Origin of the sequence: Paracoccus maritimus, from assembly GCF_025195095.1 — a bacterium.
Taxonomy (GTDB): Bacteria; Pseudomonadota; Alphaproteobacteria; order Rhodobacterales; family Rhodobacteraceae; genus Paracoccus; species Paracoccus maritimus.
Genome location: NZ_JANAVZ010000006.1, coordinates 157,837 through 175,551, shown reverse-complemented (window position 1 = coordinate 175,551; position 17,715 = coordinate 157,837). Strand labels below are relative to the sequence as shown.

20 protein-coding genes and 1 tRNA gene are annotated in these 17,715 nt (G+C 65.2%); 6 read left to right on the top strand and 15 right to left on the bottom strand.

The genetic code is table 11. From position 1 onward, the window contains the following. Nucleotides 1-6: 6 nt before the first annotated feature. From tsaB to MU516_RS12180, 3 genes are all read right to left on the bottom strand, one after another. A complete protein-coding gene (gene tsaB / locus MU516_RS12190) occupies nucleotides 7-615 on the bottom strand; it encodes a tRNA (adenosine(37)-N6)-threonylcarbamoyltransferase complex dimerization subunit type 1 TsaB (protein WP_260277475.1) in 609 nt (202 codons plus the stop codon). Further along, nucleotides 608-1,168, bottom strand: a complete 561-nt coding sequence (locus MU516_RS12185; RefSeq protein ID WP_260277474.1) for a NifU family protein — start codon at nucleotides 1,166-1,168, stop codon at nucleotides 608-610. The genes tsaB and MU516_RS12185 overlap by 8 nt, the downstream gene beginning before the upstream one ends. A 63-nt stretch (nucleotides 1,169-1,231) precedes the next feature. Further along, nucleotides 1,232-1,687: a universal stress protein gene (locus tag MU516_RS12180; RefSeq protein WP_209055816.1), complete on the bottom strand. Its 456-nt coding sequence runs from the start codon at nucleotides 1,685-1,687 to the stop codon at nucleotides 1,232-1,234. A 154-nt stretch (nucleotides 1,688-1,841) separates the two neighbouring features. Here MU516_RS12180 and MU516_RS12175 point away from each other — a divergent pair, with 154 nt between their 5' ends. Together MU516_RS12175 and MU516_RS12170 are read left to right on the top strand one after the other, a co-directional pair. Continuing rightward, nucleotides 1,842-2,597, top strand: coding sequence for a sugar transferase (locus MU516_RS12175; RefSeq protein ID WP_260277473.1), 756 nt, complete (start codon nucleotides 1,842-1,844; stop codon nucleotides 2,595-2,597). 131 nt (nucleotides 2,598-2,728) lie between these two features. Next, on the top strand, nucleotides 2,729-3,679 hold the full coding sequence (locus tag MU516_RS12170; protein ID WP_260277472.1) for an NAD-dependent epimerase/dehydratase family protein: 951 nt from the start codon (nucleotides 2,729-2,731) through the stop codon (nucleotides 3,677-3,679). Nucleotides 3,680-3,699: 20 nt separating this feature from the next. Here MU516_RS12170 and truA read toward each other — a convergent pair whose 3' ends face one another. The 9 genes from truA to tsaD form a co-directional block, all read right to left on the bottom strand. Further along, the gene (truA, locus tag MU516_RS12165; protein WP_260277471.1) at nucleotides 3,700-4,491 is read right to left on the bottom strand and encodes a tRNA pseudouridine(38-40) synthase TruA; all 792 of its coding nucleotides are present in this window, start codon (nucleotides 4,489-4,491) and stop codon (nucleotides 3,700-3,702) included. Between the two features lie 6 nt (nucleotides 4,492-4,497). Next, nucleotides 4,498-5,478 (bottom strand): 5-bromo-4-chloroindolyl phosphate hydrolysis family protein, encoded by a 981-nt coding sequence (locus MU516_RS12160; RefSeq protein ID WP_260277470.1) that lies wholly within the window; start codon nucleotides 5,476-5,478, stop codon nucleotides 4,498-4,500. Between the two features lie 282 nt (nucleotides 5,479-5,760). Beyond that, on the bottom strand, nucleotides 5,761-6,759 hold the full coding sequence (gene lpxK / locus MU516_RS12155) for a tetraacyldisaccharide 4'-kinase (RefSeq protein WP_260277469.1): 999 nt from the start codon (nucleotides 6,757-6,759) through the stop codon (nucleotides 5,761-5,763). Beyond that, a complete protein-coding gene (locus MU516_RS12150; protein WP_260277468.1) occupies nucleotides 6,756-7,934 on the bottom strand; it encodes a 3-deoxy-D-manno-octulosonic acid transferase in 1,179 nt (392 codons plus the stop codon). The genes lpxK and MU516_RS12150 overlap by 4 nt, the downstream gene beginning before the upstream one ends. Further along, nucleotides 7,934-8,179, bottom strand: a complete 246-nt coding sequence (locus MU516_RS12145; protein ID WP_260277466.1) for a DUF4170 domain-containing protein — start codon at nucleotides 8,177-8,179, stop codon at nucleotides 7,934-7,936. Before MU516_RS12145 ends, MU516_RS12150 begins: the two co-directional genes overlap by 1 nt. Nucleotides 8,180-8,469: 290 nt before the next feature. Next, a complete protein-coding gene (locus tag MU516_RS12140) occupies nucleotides 8,470-8,883 on the bottom strand; it encodes an EVE domain-containing protein (RefSeq protein ID WP_260277592.1) in 414 nt (137 codons plus the stop codon). Then, the gene (locus MU516_RS12135; RefSeq protein ID WP_260277465.1) at nucleotides 8,883-9,158 is read right to left on the bottom strand and encodes a YciI family protein; all 276 of its coding nucleotides are present in this window, start codon (nucleotides 9,156-9,158) and stop codon (nucleotides 8,883-8,885) included. Before MU516_RS12135 ends, MU516_RS12140 begins: the two co-directional genes overlap by 1 nt. Further along, nucleotides 9,155-10,096, bottom strand: coding sequence for an NAD(P)H-dependent glycerol-3-phosphate dehydrogenase (locus MU516_RS12130; RefSeq protein ID WP_260277464.1), 942 nt, complete (start codon nucleotides 10,094-10,096; stop codon nucleotides 9,155-9,157). The genes MU516_RS12135 and MU516_RS12130 overlap by 4 nt, the downstream gene beginning before the upstream one ends. Further along, nucleotides 10,093-11,160 (bottom strand): tRNA (adenosine(37)-N6)-threonylcarbamoyltransferase complex transferase subunit TsaD, encoded by a 1,068-nt coding sequence (tsaD, locus tag MU516_RS12125; RefSeq protein WP_260277463.1) that lies wholly within the window; start codon nucleotides 11,158-11,160, stop codon nucleotides 10,093-10,095. The genes MU516_RS12130 and tsaD overlap by 4 nt, the downstream gene beginning before the upstream one ends. Nucleotides 11,161-11,225: 65 nt before the next feature. Between tsaD and MU516_RS12120 the strand changes: the two genes are divergently transcribed. The 4 genes from MU516_RS12120 to MU516_RS12105 all read left to right on the top strand — a co-directional run bounded on the left by MU516_RS12120 (nucleotide 11,226) and on the right by MU516_RS12105 (nucleotide 15,350). After that, complete coding sequence (locus tag MU516_RS12120) at nucleotides 11,226-11,900, top strand: uroporphyrinogen-III synthase (RefSeq protein WP_260277462.1); 675 nt, start codon at nucleotides 11,226-11,228, stop codon at nucleotides 11,898-11,900. Nucleotides 11,901-11,995: 95 nt separating this feature from the next. After that, on the top strand, nucleotides 11,996-13,411 hold the full coding sequence (locus MU516_RS12115; RefSeq protein ID WP_260277461.1) for a COG4223 family protein: 1,416 nt from the start codon (nucleotides 11,996-11,998) through the stop codon (nucleotides 13,409-13,411). Between the two features lie 10 nt (nucleotides 13,412-13,421). Further along, on the top strand, nucleotides 13,422-15,191 hold the full coding sequence (locus tag MU516_RS12110; RefSeq protein WP_260277460.1) for a heme biosynthesis HemY N-terminal domain-containing protein: 1,770 nt from the start codon (nucleotides 13,422-13,424) through the stop codon (nucleotides 15,189-15,191). Between the two features lie 83 nt (nucleotides 15,192-15,274). Then, nucleotides 15,275-15,350 (top strand) — tRNA-Thr (locus MU516_RS12105). Nucleotides 15,351-16,021: 671 nt separating this feature from the next. Here MU516_RS12105 and MU516_RS12100 read toward each other — a convergent pair. From MU516_RS12100 to cyoC, 3 genes are read right to left on the bottom strand one after another with little or no spacing between them, the layout of a single operon-like run. Next, the gene (locus tag MU516_RS12100; RefSeq protein ID WP_260277459.1) at nucleotides 16,022-16,744 is read right to left on the bottom strand and encodes an SURF1 family protein; all 723 of its coding nucleotides are present in this window, start codon (nucleotides 16,742-16,744) and stop codon (nucleotides 16,022-16,024) included. After that, on the bottom strand, nucleotides 16,741-17,103 hold the full coding sequence (gene cyoD / locus MU516_RS12095; protein WP_260277458.1) for a cytochrome o ubiquinol oxidase subunit IV: 363 nt from the start codon (nucleotides 17,101-17,103) through the stop codon (nucleotides 16,741-16,743). The genes MU516_RS12100 and cyoD overlap by 4 nt, the downstream gene beginning before the upstream one ends. Then, on the bottom strand, nucleotides 17,103-17,714 hold the full coding sequence (gene cyoC / locus MU516_RS12090) for a cytochrome o ubiquinol oxidase subunit III (protein WP_425606851.1): 612 nt from the start codon (nucleotides 17,712-17,714) through the stop codon (nucleotides 17,103-17,105). The genes cyoD and cyoC overlap by 1 nt, the downstream gene beginning before the upstream one ends. Nucleotide 17,715: the final 1 nt, after the last annotated feature.

Here is a 17,715-nt window from a genome sequence, read left to right as displayed (position 1 = left end):
CAAGGATCACCGGTCAAGGATCACCGGGGCCGGCTCTCGCGGCGGGGCGGCGTCGGCCGGACGAAGATAGACCGGCGCGGGCCGCGGGCCGGGACTGGCCCGGCGTTCCAGAGCCAGCGCAGCAACGGCGACGGCCAACGGGAATGCCGGCGCAGCCGGCGCGGGGCCGGGCGGCAGCGTGCCGGCCGCAGCTTGCTGCGGCCGGCCCTCGGTCCCGGACTCCGCGGCCTCGATGCCGAAATCCTGCCAGATCACCTGGTCCTTGCGAGATGGGATGACGATGCGGCAGGGGCGGGGCAGACGGTAAGCCGCGGCCTCGGTCACACCGATGCCGATTGCGGGAATGCGCAGTGCAAGCGACAGACCGCGCGCCGCTGCGACCGCGACGCGAATGCCGGTGAAGTTCCCGGGCCCGGTACCGACGCCGATCACGTCGATATCCGGCCATCCCAGCCCTGCCTGGGACAGCAGTTCCTCAAGCATTGGAAACAGCCGTTCAGCCTGTCCCTTGGCCATGTCTTCGTGACGGTGGGCCAGAACCCGGTCACCACGTAACAAAGCGGCCGCGCAATGCGCGGCCGATGTGTCAAAGCCAAGGCAGACAGGGTCAGGCAACGGGCCTGACCTCGACCACCTCGGGAATATAATGGCGCAACAGGTTCTCGATCCCCATCTTCAGCGTCAGCGTCGAGGACGGACAACCCGCGCAGGCGCCTTGCATATGCAGGTACACCACACCCCGATCAAAGCCATGGAAGGTGATGTCGCCACCGTCCTGCGCGACCGCGGGGCGCACGCGCGTATCCAGCAATTCCTTGATCTGCACCACGATCTCGGCGTCCGGACCATCGTGATCGGCATGGCCCGAACTGTCGGGCGCATCGCCTTCGATCGCCGGCGCTCCGGACTGGAAGTGCTCCATGATCGCACCCAGAACCGAAGGCTTCAGGTGATCCCAAGGCAGGTCGTCAGCCTTGGTGACGGTCACGAAATCGCGGCCCAGGAAAACGCCGTTCACACCCTCGACCGCGAAGATGCGTCGGGCAAGCGGTGATACGGCGCCGGCATCTGCGCTGGGGAAATCTGCCGTCCCGTTGTCCAGAACGGTTTCTCCGGGCAGGAATTTCAGCGTCGCGGGGTTGGGCGTCGTTTCGGTCTGAATGAACATCGGCAGCGCTCCTTTGGACCTGATATGGCGATGCGTGGCACACAGGTCAAGCCGCCCCGAGGCTCAGGTGATCGCCTCCAGCCGTTCCTTTGGAATATCGCCCGGAACGATGGTGATGGGGCAGGACAAAGTCGCGGCTTCACGCAGCAGCCGTGTCAGCACAGGGTTCTGGCCCGATTTGTCCGCATTCAGCCCCAACACGACCACGCCGATTTCCGGATCGTCGGAAAGCTGCGCGATCAACTCCTCGGCCGGGTCGCCTTCGCGGATGATCAACTCGGGCTCGACCTTGGGGCGTGACCGCATCCATTTCGCGAAAACCTCGAAATGCGCCTCGATCCGTTCCTGGGCTTCGGCACGCATCACGTCGGCGACGCCAAAGCCATGCTGAATGTCGTCGGCGGGGATTACGGACAGGATCACCACGCCGCCACCGCTGTTCGCGGCGCGCATCGCGGCAAAGCGCATCGCGTTCAGGCATTCGCGGCTATCGTCCAGAAGCACCAGGAATTTGCGCATGTTTCGGCCGTTCTTGGGGGATTCTTGCCGATACAGTGGCCGAACTGCCATGGTCGCGCAAGGGACTGCGGCAAAACGCGCTGATGCTGTTTCCATGCGCAGGGCAATATGCTACCGCAAATTCGACACAGAAACCGAGGCAACGGACCGCGTCGTGACGATCCATCAAGACTGGGACAAGGCTGAAGCGGCAGAGCTGACGGCGCTGGCCGCGCCCAAGATGACCTGGTTCGTCGGGGACGGACATGGGTTTGCGCAGGATCGCGAACACATGCCGCTGTCCAAGCGCCTTTTCGACATCTCGCTCGCGCTGGCCCTGCTGGTCCCGCTGTCGATCGTCATGGTGGTTGTGGCGGCGGTCCTGCTGCTGGTTCAAGGGCGTCCGATCTTTTATGCGGCCCCGCGCATGCGTTCGGCGGATCGCACTTTCACGCATCTGAAGTTCCGGACGATGCTGCGCCAGGATGGCGATTTCGGCGTGACCGGCGCGCACAAACATTGGCGGATCACGCCGCTTGGACGTTTTTTGCGCCGCAGCCGGATCGATGAGCTGCCGCAGCTTTTCAATATCCTGAAGGGCGACATGAGTTTTGTCGGGCCGCGCCCGACCATCCGCGAATATGTCGAGCGTTATCCGTCGATCTATGCGCAGGTGCTGAAAAACCGTCCGGGCGTGACGGGCCTGGCCACCCTGATCTATCATCGCCATGAAGACCGCGTTCTGGCGCGCTGCAAAAGCGCGAAGGCCACTGAGCTGGCCTATGCCCGCCGCTGCCTGCCGACCAAGCTGAAGCTGGACCTGATCTATCAGCGGAACCGGTCGATGTCGCTGGATCTCTGGGTGCTGTGGCAGACGTTGCGGGTAGTCATCTACAAGGATGAGCGTCCCAAGCGTCATGGGCGCCGCTAGGCGTTCCGCGGGACGAAACGTTCTTCAAGACCGGATCCTGTCTTGTCAGTCTTGCCAACCTGGTCGATATTTCGCCCCTGCGACCGACATAGCGGATGCGCCCAGATGCAAACATTGAAGAGCCTGACATCTTGAACCGACGGACGCTGGTCACCGGCGGTGCGGGCTTCATCGGCACGCATCTTGTGCGCAGGCTGCTGGAACGCGGCGAGGAAGTGACGGTCCTTGACGATATGTCGGGCGGCGGCACCGGTATGGGGCTTCCCGCTGCTGCCCGTTTCGTTCGGGGCGATGTCCGGGATCGCGATCTGGTCGCCGATTTGGCGTCGCGTGCCGACGGGATCATTCACCTGGCCGCACTTGTCTCGGTTCAATCCTGCATTTCGAACTGGTCTTTGGGTCATCAGATCAACCTGTCGGGAACCATGAATGTCCTGGATGCCGCGGAGCAGGCCGGAAACCTGCCGATCGTCTATGCCTCTTCGGCGGCGGTCTATGGCGATCTGTCGGGCCAGTCCTGCCATGAAAACATGCGTCCTCGCCCGATCTCTCCCTATGCGGCGGACAAGCTGGCATGTGAACATCAGGCGCAGGCAATGGCGCATGTCTTCGGCGTGCCCTCGGTCGGCCTCAGGTTCTTCAATATCTATGGTCCGCTTCAAGATGCGCGCTCTCCTTATGCCGGGGTGATCTCGCGGTTTTGTGCCAACAGATTGTCGAATGCGCCGCACACGGTCTTCGGGGATGGGCTGCAAAGCAGGGATTTCGTTCATGTCTCGGACGTCGTCGAGGGCTTGATCCGCGCAAGGGACAGGGCGGATGGATCGTCTTCGGCAGATGTCTATAATATCTGCACCGGCAACAGCACGACCCTGTTGCAGCTGGCTGCGACCATCGACGGCATCGCAGGGCAGGGGGCCACGAAGGTCGTTCACGCGCCCGCACGAGCCGGCGATATTCGCGAGTCCCGTGGCGATCCATCGCTTGCACGCGAACAGCTGGGTTTCGTCGCCAGCATCGATATTATTGAGGGGCTGCGCGACCTTTGGTCCACGCTGGATGAAGGCACCGCCGTCAGGTAACCGGAAATGCGGTCAGCGGCCTAAGGATGTCCGGCAGCCGCGAAGGGATCGTCCGGATAGCGCACGCCGCTTAGATACAGGCCGTAGGGCGGGCAGACCGGGCCGCAAGCCGCGCGATCGCGTGCCGCCAGCGCGTCGCCGACACGCCCGGACGGCCACGCACCCGCGCCGACCCGTTCCAAGGTGCCGACGATGGAACGCACCTGATTGTGCAGGAAGGACCGCGCCCGCAGGTGAAAGCGATACTCATGTCCATGCGGCTGTTCCAGCCGGTCGATGGCGATCTCATCCAGTGTCTTGACCGGGCTTTTCGCCTGGCAGATCGATGATCTGAACGTGGTAAAATCGTGGTGGCCGACCAGATGCGCGGCGGCCTGTCGCATGGCGTCCAGATCCAGCGAATTCTGGACCTGCCAGGCAAGGCCGCGCAGATGCGTCAGCGGCGCCCGTCGCGCGATCAGACGAAACACATAGCGCCTTTCCACGGCCGAGAACCGGGCATGGAAGTCTGCATCGGTACGGGCTGTGTCCAGGATCGCGATCGGCGCGGGCTTGAGGTGAAAGTTCAATGCCTCGCGCAGCCTGAACGGGTCCCAGTCGCGCTGCAGGTCGGCATGGGCGATTTGGGAAGTGGCATGGACCCCGGCGTCGGTGCGTCCTGCGGCCGAGATACGGGCGCCTTCGGCAAAACCGCGATCCAGCCGCGCCAGCGCGCGTTCTACGGCTTCCTGCACCGAGGGCTGATCGGCCTGCGCCTGCCATCCCGCAAACGGTCTGCCGTCATATTCGATCTTCAGCGCGAAACGGTGCATTCGGGTCTAGCGGCGCGATTTTGCCGCGTCGCGATCCGACGAGATCAGTTCGTCGAACTTGCGCGCGTCCTCGCTGCGCAGCATCCGCGTCCTGGTGTCGTCGGTGTCCACCGGCTCTGGCGCGGGGCGAACCCCTTCACGCATCAGGCGTTCACGAAGTACCGATATCTCGATCTCAAGATCGTTGCGATCCCCGTCCAGCAGCTTGTCCGCCTGGGCGCTGAAATCCTTTTCCAGATCGTCCAGAAAAGTCTCGTAATCGACGCGGGTGCCGGGATCCTGGGTCCTTGGATACAGCGCCGCGAACTTGGACGTCGCGTCGCGCGCGCCCATGAGATAGACCCCCATGTATCGACGCGCTGCGGACAGATCGCCGGGATTCTCGCGGACCCTGTCGAACAGATCCTCGACCGTTGCCGCGAAGACTGCCACGCGGGCCTCAAGCCTGCGATCGCCGATCCGGGCGATCGCGTCCTGCATCTCGGCCAGATGCGCCTCGCCCTCTTCTATCATCCGGGCGGCGCGGTTCTGCTGAAAGCTGTCGGCGTTGTCCATTCCCTTGTCACGCATCGGATCGGCGCCGAAGGCAAGCCAGTGCAGCGCAAGGCCGGCGACGCCAATCACGGATGCGCCCGCGACCGCGCCGGGCTCGGCCGCGCCAAGACCCAGACCCAAACCGGCCAGCACGCCGCCGAACAGCTTGCGGGGGATCGCGGGGCGCCTTGCGACACGGCGGGCGTCATAGGCTGCCTCGGCGGTCAGGCCTTCGCGCGTCATCCACATGGCGGCGGCGATGACACCGAATGCAGCGAGATCCGTGACCATGCCAAGCGGCGCCTGAAAGAATGCTGTCAGCAGGAACGGGCTGGCAGCGATCGTCACCCATTTCGGACGCGATGCCAGCCGGTGCCGCATCGGACCGGGTGGGGCGCGGCGCTGATCCCGCGGCATGTCGGGTGAAAAACGACCACCGAAACGCGTTGCCATGCGTCCGCCCTCAGGCCGCACCGGCAAGCGACGCGTACAGCGTCAGCAGCACCAGAAGATAAAAGCTTAGCCTCTGCATGGCGTTACGGGACATGTCGGTCCTTTCATGGCGGTCGGTGCGGTGCGGGACCGCGCGGGGCTTCGCGCCTCTATATCGGCACTGATTGCCGAATTGCAAAGACCCTTGGCAAACTGACGGGCGGGTAGAGCCGCGGCCGCGCAATCCTCGGCTGGTCGTGATGGCCTGCCGGGCAGGACGCCCGAGCCACTGTCGACCGCGCCTCAGCGGCCTTGTTCGGATCGGGGAAACAGCTTCGACAAGGCATCGTGCAGCGCCGTGGCATCCGCGATGCGCAACCTGACGGGCAGCGCCAGAACCTTTGGCCGGAACGCCAACGGCAGCCGCACGGCGTCTTTTTCTGTGGTCACCAGTTGCGCGCCCCTGGCCCGTGCCTCGGATTCTAGGCGGGTCAGCAGGGCAGGCGTGAAGCTTTGGTGGTCATCCAGCGATTCGCCGCGAACAAGTTCGGCCCCAAGGTCCTGCAGCGTTGCGAAGAATTTCTCGGGGTGGCCTATCCCGGCGAAGGCCAGGACGCGATGCCCGGTCCAATCGATGCCCGTCCGCAACGGCGCCAGATCGCCGCGAAGATGCGGTGGCGCGCCGTCCGGAGGCGTAAAGCGGGCCTGCGCTTCGGCCGGGCCGATGCTCAGCAGCAGATCGGCGCGGGACAGCCCGGTTGCCACCGGTTCGCGCAAGGGACCGGCAGGCAGGCACAGCGTGTTGCCAAAGCCTTTCGCGGCATCGACCACCAGGATCGACAGGTCATGCGCCAGCGCGGGATCCTGAAATCCGTCGTCCAGGATGATTGTCTCGGCGCCCGCGGCGGCGGCGGCCCGTGCGCCCGCCGCCCGGTCGTTGGCAACCCAGACGGGACCGAAGGCCGACATCAGCAAGGGTTCGTCGCCGGTTTCCGCGGCATCGTGCTGACGTTCGTTGACGCGCATCGGACCCTTGGCGGACCCGCCATAGCCGCGCGAGACGACATGGGCGGTGATGCCCTGCTGTTCCAGGTGCTGCTGCAGATGAATGACTGTCGGGGTCTTTCCGGTGCCACCCGCATTCAGATTACCCACGCAGATCACCGGCACGCCAACGCGTTCGCGCGCTCCCTGCGACAGACGGCGGGCCGTGGCCTGGGCGTAGATCGCCCCAAGCGGCGACAGGATGCGGGCCGCGACCGTGGGGGGCTTGCGATACCAGAATCCGGGGGCGCGTCTCATGCGTGGACACCTTGCAGGGCGCCGAGAACCGGCGCCGCGATACGGTTCGCGACATCGGCGCCGCCCGTGCTGACCGTCCAGGCGCTGCTTGCCAGCGCGGCGACCAGATCGGGCTGGGTCAATTCCGCAATGGCCGTCGCCAGCCCGTCCGCGTCCGCGACCAGTCGCGCCGCGCCGGCCCCGTCCAGTTGCTGCCATTCCGTCTGGTGGCGCGAGGTCGCGGGGCCATGCACGATCGCCGATCCCAGCGCGGCTGGTTCGAAAGGATGGCGTGCCGCAGCGTCGTCGCCTGACAGCGTGCCGCCCATATAGGTTACCGGGGCAAGGCGATACCACAAGCCCATCTCGGTCGTGCCATCGGTAATCATCACATGAATCTCATCGGTCGGTTCCTCGTCCCTGGTGCGTCGCCCGGCCAGCAAACCCTGTGCCTCGACCGTCTCGGCCAGCACGTCGATCCGGGACGTATCACGCGGCGACAGAAACAGCAGGGCGCGATGCGATTGCCGCATCGCCGCCCGATGCGCGTTCAGAACGGCCTGTTCCTCGGCCTCGGGAACAGCGGCTGCAAGCCAGGCGTGACGGCCGTGCAGAAGCTCCGCAAAGCCCTCTCGTTCGGCCTCGGTGCAACCAAGGGGTTCGCGGATCTCGGCCACGGTGCCGGTCATCACGACGCGGGACGGATCGGCGCCCATCCTTATCGCGTTCCTGTGGCTTGCCGGGTCGGTCACCAGAACTGCGCGCATGCTGGCAAGCAATTGGCGTTGCATTGCGCCGCGCAGGCCCCATCTTCCGGCGGGTCCGTCCAGCCGTGCCTCGCCCAGGATCATCGGCAGGTCACGCTGCGCGGCAGCCGCGATCAGCGCGGCGGGCAGGTCCGTTCCCAGCAGCAGCATCGCATCGGGCTTGGCCCCCTCCAGCAAGGCCCGAGCGGCGTGGATGTCGGTGCCGGGACCGGAGGTGCCGTCCTGTCCAAGCCTCAGGATCCGCAGGGTGGGTCGGCTGCTGATCAGTCGCGCCTCGACCTGCGCTGCCGCCCGCTGTGCATCTGCAGAAACATGCATGATCAGAACCGGCCCGCTGCCTTCGGGCAGGGATATCCGGGCGTGGTCCGTTCGGGCCGTGCCACGCAAGTGCAGCCACAGACCCAGCTTGCCCAACCCGGACATTGCCATCAGTCGCCCAGTTCCTCGGTCGGGCTGACTTCGGTTTCCTCGTCCCGCAGCCTGTGAAGATGCGCGATGAAATACCGCGTATGGGCACTGTCCACGGTCCGCTGCGCCTCGGATTTCCAGGCGCTGTAGGCGGTTTCGTAGTTCGGGAAGATGCCGACGATATGAATGTCGTCGGTGTTGCGGAACTGGGTGGATTGCGGGTCGATCAGTTCGCCGCCGAAGACAAGGTGAAGACGCTGGCTCATGTGGCCTCCTGGCTGTCGGAATGTGCAAAGCCTAACGCGGCAGCGCAGCAAGATGAAGCGGGTTTGTCTAAAACCCTACGGGCTTTGGATTTCACAGACGCGCTGCCTGCGGGTATCTTTCCACCAGTTCGGGCCAGAAGGCCGGATCCGGAACCTGCGGTGGTGCGCGTTGGTGTGGGGCGTGCCGTGGGGTGAAGGGTTCCGGTCGTTGGCGGCCGGAACCCTTTGATCGGCGAGGGGACGCGGATGGGGCGCGTCCGGACAGGCCGGAGTGCGCAGGGCGAAGGCGGCTACAGCCCTGCCAATTCCATCACCACTGCCCATTCTTCTTCGGTCACAGGTTGGACCGACAGGCGGCTGTTGTTGACCAGCACCATATCCTTCAGGCGCGGTTCTTCCTTCGCCTGATCCAGAGAGACGGGGCGGGGCAGGGGTTTCACCGCCTTCACATCCACGCATTCCCATTTCGGATCGGCGGCAGTCGAATCCGGATGCGCCTCGGCGATCACCTCGACGATGCCGACAGCCTCCTTGCCGATATTGGAATGATAGAACAGCCCAAGTTCGCCCTTCTTCATGGCGCGCATGTTGTTGCGCGCCTGATAGTTGCGGACGCCGTCCCATTGTTCGCCCTGCTTGCCCTTGGCGATCAGGTCGTCCCAGCCGAACACGTCGGGTTCGGATTTGAACAGCCAGTAGGCCATCAGCCGATCACCTTCTTCCATTCGATCGCCTCGACACTGTCGAACAGACCGGCGGCCTTGTAGGGATCGTTGGCGGCCCAGTCGTGCGCGGACGCAAGGTCGTCGGCCTCGAGGATGATCAGGGAACCGCGCATTTCGCCGCCTTCGATCAGCGGCCCGGCCATGCGGACGATACCTGTGGCCTCGATATAGGCCAGATGGGCCTCGCGGGTCTCCAGACGGGTCTGAAGCGCGCCGGGCTTGTCCCGGCAGATCACGGCGAAAAGCGGCATCATTCCTCCTTCAGCGGGCGGTTCATAAGGTCTTCCAGCGCCTTTTCCACCGAAACCGTGCCATCGGCAAGCCGGGCAACCATCGCGGCGATCGGCATGTCGGTGCCGAGCCGTTCGGCCAGTCGGGCGACGGCGCGGGCGGTCGCCACGCCTTCCACCGTGGTCGTGGTGTCGAACGCGGCCCCTTCGCCAAGCGCGTGTCCGAAGCGGAAATTGCGGGACTGCGGCGAGGTGCAGGTCAGCGTCAGATCGCCCAGCCCGGACAATCCGGTCAGGGTTTCGGATCGCGCGCCCAGTCGGACGGCCAGTCGCGTCATCTCGGCAAAGCCGCGCGTGATGATCGCGGCGCGGGCACTGTCGCCCAGCCTTGCGCCGATCACGATGCCGGCGGCGATGGCGATGACGTTCTTCAACGCACCGCCCAGTTCCGCACCGGTAACGTCGGTCGTGCGGTAAAGCCGCAAGACCGGCGTCGAAAACGCGTGTTGCAACGACTGCCCGATCTTCGGATCGGTGCAGGCCAGAGTCAGCGCGGTCGGCAGGCCGCGTGCGATATCGGCGGCGAACGATGGGCCGGTCAACACCGCGACATGCGCCGCCGGGCAGGCTTGCGCGATCAGCGACGAAGGACCGGTCAGATGCGTCAGATCGATCCCCTTGGCCGTGCTGACCAGCGTCTTGCCGTCCAGTGCGTCCGCATGGTCGGCCAGAAATCCACCCAAGGCCTGTGCCGGCAGACCCAGCAGCAGGCATTGCGCATTCAGGGCCGTGTCCAGATCCTCGGTCAGGTTGATCGCTGCCGGCAGCGTGACGCCGGGCAGACGCGGGCTTTGACGATCCGACCCCAGCCTGCGCCCCCAAAGGGTAACCGGTCCGTTGACCGACAGGGCCACCGCCAGCGCCGTGCCGAACGCGCCCGCCCCAAGGATCGTGATGTTCATGCCTTTGCCCCCTTCTTGCCGCTGCCCAGCATCGGCGTCGCATGGCTGTCCAGCGGCCATCGCGGCCGGGCGGTCAGGTCCATCCCGTCGCGGTGTCCCAGTCGGAACCTTTCGATCCCTGCCCATGCGATCATTGCGGCGTTGTCGGTGCACAGCCGCAGGGGGGGCGCAAGAAACCGCGCGCCATGGTCCTGTGCCACCCGTTCAATCGCGGCCCGGATCGTCCCGTTCGCGGCGACGCCACCAGCCACGGCCAGCAGCGGCACCGGGCTGGCAGCCAAGGCCCGGCGCGATTTTTCGGCCAGAACTTCGGCCACGGCGGTCTGGAAGGCGGCGCACAGATCCTGCCGGTCCGATTGCCGCAGGCCGCCCTGTTCCGCGATCAGCCGGTCGCGCAACCGCAACGCGGCGGTCTTCAGCCCCGAGAACGACATGTCGCATCCCGGCCGGTCCAACAGCGGGCGTGGCAGGTCAAAACGATCCGGGTCGCCATGCGCGGCCTCGGCCTCGATTGCGGGGCCGCCGGGCTGGGGCAGGGCCAGCAGCTTTGCCAGCTTGTCGAACGCCTCGCCCGGCGCATCGTCGATGGTGCCGCCCAAGCGGGAGAAATCCTCGGGCGCGGTCACGTGCAGGAACTGGCAATGCCCGCCCGAGACCAGCAGCATCAGATAGGGGAAGGCCACGCCGTCGGTCAGGCGCGGCGTCAGCGCATGGCCCGCCAGGTGGTTTACACCGACCAGCGGCAGTCCTGCACCCGCCGCAATGCCCTTGGCGCACATGACGCCCGCCATCACCCCACCGATCAGGCCCGGCCCGGCGGTCACCGCGACGCCCGACAGATCGCGCAGCGCCATCCCGGCTTCGCTCAGCGCCTGTTCGACCGCCAGATCAAGACGCTCGGCATGGGCGCGTGCGGCGATTTCGGGAACGACGCCGCCAAAATCCGCATGCAGATCGGTCTGGCTGCTGACGACCGATGACAGGATCCGCCTGTCGCCTGTGACGACAGCAGCGGCGGTGTCGTCACAACTGCTTTCGATGCCAAGGAAAATCAGATCGTCCATGCTCTTGCCGGGCGGGGAAGGGGCGCTTACCCCTGATCAGGTAGCACCGGCCAGAAAGGAAGCCAATGCCAGCACGCAAGGCGCCCACGCTTCTGCTGACCCGTCCCGAGGCGGATTCGCGACGGCTGGCCGCGATGGTTCCGGAATTGCCAGTCGTCATTTCCCCGATTCTGCGGATCGTGCCGGTCGAACACGACGCCGCCCGGCTGGCCAGCGCCGCCGCGCTGGTCTTTACGTCGGTCCACGCGATCCCGTCCGCCGGGCCGGGAAACGGCCGCACGGCCTTTTGCGTCGGGCCGCGCAGCGCGGCCGTGGCCAGAGAGGCTGGTTTCGAGGTGATCGAAGGACCGGGCGATGCCGAGGGCCTTGCCCCCCTGATTGCCGCCTCGGGGCTTGCCGCCCTGCATCCGCGCGGCGTCCATGTTGCGCGTCCTCTGCCGGTCGAAGGCGTGATCGTCTATGACCAGCAGCCCTGCGCCTTGTCGCAGCAGGCGCAGGAATTGTTGGGGCAGAGCGATCCTGTCGTGGTGCCGCTGCTGTCGGCACGGTCGGCTGGATTGCTGTCCCAGGCGGCGGCTGCGGCAACCGCGCCGCTGTGGTTGGCCGCGATCGCACCCGGCGTCCTGTCGGTCTGGACAGGCCCGATGGCACGGTCCGCGACCGCACGGCACCCCGATGCGCCGGGGGTCGTCGCGGCGATTCGTCGCCTCGTCTCGGGCCAGGACAAGGAACAATGGTGATCACAGCGGGTTGAGCAGAGCGCCGCGCCTGATTAGTCTGGCGCAGACGCCTTTGACGGCTGTGCCGCCGTGGCATGAGATGACGGGGACAGGACGTGACAAAACCAGACCAGAAGAACACCACGAGCAACCCCAAGGGCCCGAAGGCCGGCAAGGATGCCGAGGATGCGACCGCCGGCAAGCGACAGGCCGCGAAGCCCGGCACAGTGAAGGCGAAAGATGTGGGGTCGGGCGACGGTACCCCTGCCGCCGCAACCGGCGGCGAGATTGCCGCGGCCGAGTCGACCCTTGTCGGCGATGCTGGCAAGGGACGTCCTGCAGCCAAGGCAAAGACGGCCACCAGCAGCGCAGCCGCGACGCCCGCCAGAGGTCAGACCAAGGCAGCTGAACCTGCCGAAGGAAAGAAGGCGAACCCGGTGACCGAGGCGCCGGCGGAAGCTGTTCTGCGTGAAACGCCTGCATCCGCACCCACGCCCCAACAGAATGTGACGATCAGGAAAACCGGCTTCTGGCCGGTCGCCTTTGGTGGGGTTGTTGCCGCCGGACTGGGCGCGGCTGCGACGATCTGGGCCCTTCCGCACCTGCCGGCGGGCTGGTTGCCTGATGAGACCCCGGAAGCCGTGGCACCGCAGATCGACAGCGATGCGATCCGCGCGGACGCCGTCAGTGCTGCCCGTGCCGCCGCGCAGGAAGAGGTCGCCGCGCTGCGGAGCGAACTGGCCGATGCTGCGGCGGCCGCGCCACAGGAAAACGGGGATGCTGGGGCGGACAGCTCGGAGACAGTCGCCCAGTCTGCCGCGCAGATCCAGGCGCTGCAGGAACAACTGGAACAGCAATCCACCCGCATCGAAGAACTTGCCGCACGGCCGACCATCGATCCCGAAACCGCGCAGAACATCCAGGCGCTGGCACAGCGGGCCGGAGCGTTGGAACAGCAGATCCAGTCTGCCGCCGAAACGGCGCAGACCGATATCGCCGCCGCCCAGCAAGAGGCGCAGAAATTGCAAGAGGCGGCAGAGGACAGCACCCGACGCGCCGAGGCGGTCGCAGCCATTTCGGCGCTGCAGGCGGCGTTGGATCGCGGCGTCACTCCGGATGAGGCGCGCCAGACGCTGCAGGATGCAGGCATCGACACCCCGGATGCGCTGACGCGCGAGGTCCCCAGTCTGGACAGTCTGCAAGCCGGTTTCGGCGATGCCGCGCGCGCAGCATTGCGTGCCTCGCTGCGCGAAGACAGTACCACCGGCGGGGGAAACCCGCTGACCAATTTCCTGAGGGCCCAGACCGGCGCGCGTTCGGTTGCCCCGCGAGAGGGCGACGATGCCGACGCCGTCCTGTCGCGCGCCAATGCCGAGGTCGAGGCGGGCCGTATCGGCGGCGCCCTGGACCAGATGCAGACGCTGTCTGACGCCGCGCGAACGGCACCGGCAATGGCCGAATGGATGGCCGGCGCCAATGCCTATCGTGATGCACAGTCGGCTTTGTCCGATCTTTCGGCCAATTCCAACTGAGGGCCCGGTCATGTTTCTGTCATTGTTGAAGATCCTGTTCTTTTTCGCCGCGGTGCTGGCCATCGCGCTTGGCGCAATGCATCTGTCGGACGCGGGTCAGACGCTGCGTCTGGAATATGCGGGCACCGAAATCGTGCTTAGTCCGCTGAAGGCGATCATTGCGCTGATCGTGCTGATGATCGCCGCATGGGTGGTCTTCAAGATCCTCGGGCTAGCACTGGCCTTCCTGCGCTTTCTGGCGGGGGATGAAACAGCCATCGATCGCTATTTCGCCCGATCACGCGAGCAAAAGGGGTATGATGCTCTTGGCGAGGGGATGCTTGCCGTGGCGTCCGGGGAAGGTAAGCTGGCGCAGGACAAGGCCAGCAAGGCTGCAAAATATCTGGACAAGCCCCATCTGACCAACCTTCTGGCGGCGCAGGCGGCAGAGGTGGCTGGCGACGATGCGAAGGCCGGTGCCGCCTATCGCCAGTTGCTGGAAGATGATCGCACCCGATTCGTCGGTGTTCGTGGGCTGATGCGGCAAAAACTGGCCGAGGGTGACAGCGCGACCGCGCTGCAACTTGCGCAGAAAGCCTATGCGCTGAAACCGCGCCACAAGGAGATTCAGGACACGCTGCTGGATCTGGAAATGCGCGAACATGACTGGAAAGGCGCGCGCAAGCTGCTGAAGGAAAAGCGCAAGCAGGGTGAACTTCCCCAGGATGTCCATCTGCGCCGCGACGCTGTGCTGGCCCTGCAGGAGGCAAGCGAGGTGCTGGCTTCCGGAAATTCGATCAGCGCCCGCGAGGCCGCGATTTCGGCCAACCGTGCCTCGCCCGACCTGATCCCCGCTGCCGTCCTGGCAGCGCGCAGCTATGTCGCGCAGAAGGATTATCGCAATGCTTCGCGGGTTCTGGAGAAGACCTGGTCGGTCCGCCCGCATCCTGATGTAGCAGCCGCCTATGCCGAGATCGTGCCCGATGAGACACCCTCGGCGCGGCTGAAGCGATTCGACCGGCTGATCAAGAAGAACCCCGAGAACGAGGAATCCCGGCTGTTGAAGGCAGAGCTTCTGCTTTCGGCCGAGGATTTTCCCGGAGCGCGCCGCGCCTTGGGTGATCTGGCCGAAACGCATCCGACGGTGCGGACACTGTCGATCATGGCGGCGGTCGAACGCGGCGAAGGGGCGGATGACAGCGTGGTACGGGGCTGGCTTGCCAAGGCCCTGACGGCGTCGCGCGGCCCGCAATGGGTGTGCGACAAGTGCCACAATGTCATGGAGAACTGGGCACCGGTTTGCGACAGCTGTGGCGGCTTCGATACGCTGACATGGCGAGAGCCCGAAACCAGACGCGGCACGGTCAACAGCGCCGGGGCCGAGATGCTGCCGCTGCTTGTGGGCGGTCCGAAGCCATCCGAGACGGTCCAGACTGTCGAGACCACCGCGCCCCGCAAGGAACGCGAACAGACGGTCGACCGCGCAGCCGAGGAGCCTGTCGTCGAAGGCCCGGCGTCCAAGAGCACCGGGGCTAAGCCGAAGGAGGCCAAGATCGAGGTCGCGGATGTGGCGCCCGGAATGGTGCCGCGAGAAGAAGACTTCGTCGAGATCGCGCCGTCGCGCACGGATCGTAGCCCTGAAAAGCCTCAGGCTTCGCCGCCGGAACCCACCGATCAGCAACGGCCGGAACCGGTTGCCCCCGCCGCCGCGACCGCGGACGAACCGCAGCCGGTGCGACCCGATGTCGAGCCGCCCGAGGACCAAAGCTGGACCAATGACGGTAGTGCAAGACGCCGCTGAGAGCGTGAAATGAGGGGCAAAAAAAACGTTGCCCCTCTTCCCCCTTTCGCGGGAACCTGCTATCCGGCGCCGCACAACCTGATGCCGGTGTAGCTCAGCTGGTAGAGCACGTCATTCGTAATGATGGGGTCGGGGGTTCGAGTCCCTTCACCGGCACCACGGTTGCAATTCAAAGAAGGCCGGTCCTCGTGACCGGCCTTCTTGCGTCTTGTCCCCTATTTTCCAGCGCGGGTGACAGAAACCAAGCGTCACTATGGAATGGTGGGGGGGGTGGGCCGCATTGTACCTGCAGCATCACCAAAGAGTTGTGGCCCTGGCGAAACTGGGCCCATGGGCTGCCGCGATCAGTCGTGCGCGGCGTCCTTAGGCAGTCATCCGCGTTGTCATGCGAAGAATGGTCCCTGCACCCGGGCTCGAACCGGGAAGCCCGAAGGCGGGAGATTTTCATACCACTTCGACTTCCGCCGCCGCCCGCCTGGGCGTTCGTGGTCTGGACTATCCCTTGGCCCTAGCGCCCGTTACGCCTTAGGCCCTGCCCGTCTAGTCTCTACACCTTCCGCGCCGGAAATTCGTCCGGCGGGCTTGGCTCGGGATCGCCACCGGCATGACCCGTGAGGTTTCCCCGAATTTGAGCAGCTCTACTCCCGCCGTTTCCAACGGGGCACTCACTGGCTGGCGGCCCGCAAGTCTCCTGTGTTTACCAATTTCACCATGCAGGGTGTAACGGTGTGTAGCCCAACTTTTTCCGCTGCTCAATTACACAAACGTGGCCTGCCCGTGGTGACCTTTGGTCCCGCGTGGGAGGGTTACGGGCCCTGCCGCATGCCGGATCAGGCTTCGCGGTGACGTTCCCGGCGCAGCAGGATCGTGGCGGCCGCCGCAAGGCCAAGCGCCATCGCAAACCACGTCAATGCATAGCCAAGGTGGTTGTTTCGAAACCGGACAACCGTCAGCCCGCCGATCGGCAGTTCATCACCTGAGCCTGCGTCCGCGTCGATGAAATAGGGCGCGACGCGATCCAGCCCGCGGGACGTGGCCAGTGCCGCTGTATCGCGCGAGTACCAGCGGTCGGCGTCGGGATCATTGGCCCGCAGAAAGGCGCCGCCAGGCTGGCTCATCCGCAGCAGACCGGTGATCGTGACGACGCCCTGTGGTTGCGATCTGGACGACGCCGCGGTGCGATCCTGCGGCACGAAGCCGCGGTTGATCCAGACCGTCCAGCCTTGGTCGGTCTTCAGTGGCGCCATGACCCAGAAGCCGGCTCCGTAGGCGGTGACGGCCTTCACCAGCGCTTCGTGTTGCTGATCCATCTGACCCGTCACGATCACACGCCGATAGTCGTCAGTTCCATCCAGCCCCTGCCAGGCTGCCATTGCCGGTGCCGGAATGGCGGGCGTCGAAAGACGCGCCTCGACCTGACGTATCAGGTCGGTCTTCCATTGCAGGCGCTGCACCTGCCAGACGCCCAGCCCGCACAGGACGGCGACCAGAAGGGCCGCCACGATCCCCGCCCCGATCAGCCCCACGCGACGGGGGCTGCGCCCGGATGTCACGGCAAGGATTCCAAGGGAATGTCGTGGTTCATCTGCGGCATCATGTTGGTGTTCAGATGGAACATGACCCACAAGGAACCCGCGATCATGATCATCACGATGACCACCGTGAACAGTGTCGACAGCAGCGTCCAGCCTTCTTCCGCGTGGCTGTTCATGTGCAGGAAATAGACCATGTGGACCAGAACCTGGATGATCGCGCAGCCGACGACGATGGCAACGGTCAGGATCCGGCTGTCCAGCCCGCCGGACATGACAAGGCCGAAGGGGATCGCGGTCAGGATCACGGACAGGATGAAGCCGGTCAGATAGCCGCGATGGCTGCCGTGCGCGTGATTATTGTTGGTATGTGCGGACATCAGATCATCCCCAGAAGATAGACAATCGTGAAGACACCGATCCAGATCACATCCAGGAAGTGCCAAAATAGCGACAGGCACATCAGGCGGCGTTGATTGGCCGCGATCAGACCGTAACGTGCGACCTGGACCATCAGCGTGACCAGCCAGATGCAGCCGAACGCGACATGCAGCCCGTGCGTGCCGACCAGCGTGAAGAAGGCCGACAGGAAAGCCGAACGCTGCGGTCCTGCGCCCAGATGGATCAGGTGATGAAACTCGTACAGCTCGATCGCCAGAAAACTGAGTCCGAAGAACAGCGTGACCCCCAGCCAGCGCAGCGTGGCGGCCTTGCGGTCTTGGGACATCGCCAGCACCGCGAAGCCGTAGGTGATCGACGAAAACAGCAGCATGGCCGTGTTGATCGCCACCAGTTCCAGATCGAACAGGTCCTTCGGACCGGGACCGGCGGCATAGCTGCCGTGCAGGACGCCGAAGGTCGCGAACAGCACCGCGAACATCAGGCAGTCGCTCATCAGATAGACCCAGAAGCCGATGCCGGTCGAGGCTCCGTCCTCGTGATGATGCGGTTCGGTTTCCCAGTAGGTCGTGGGTTGCGTGCCCATGCTCATC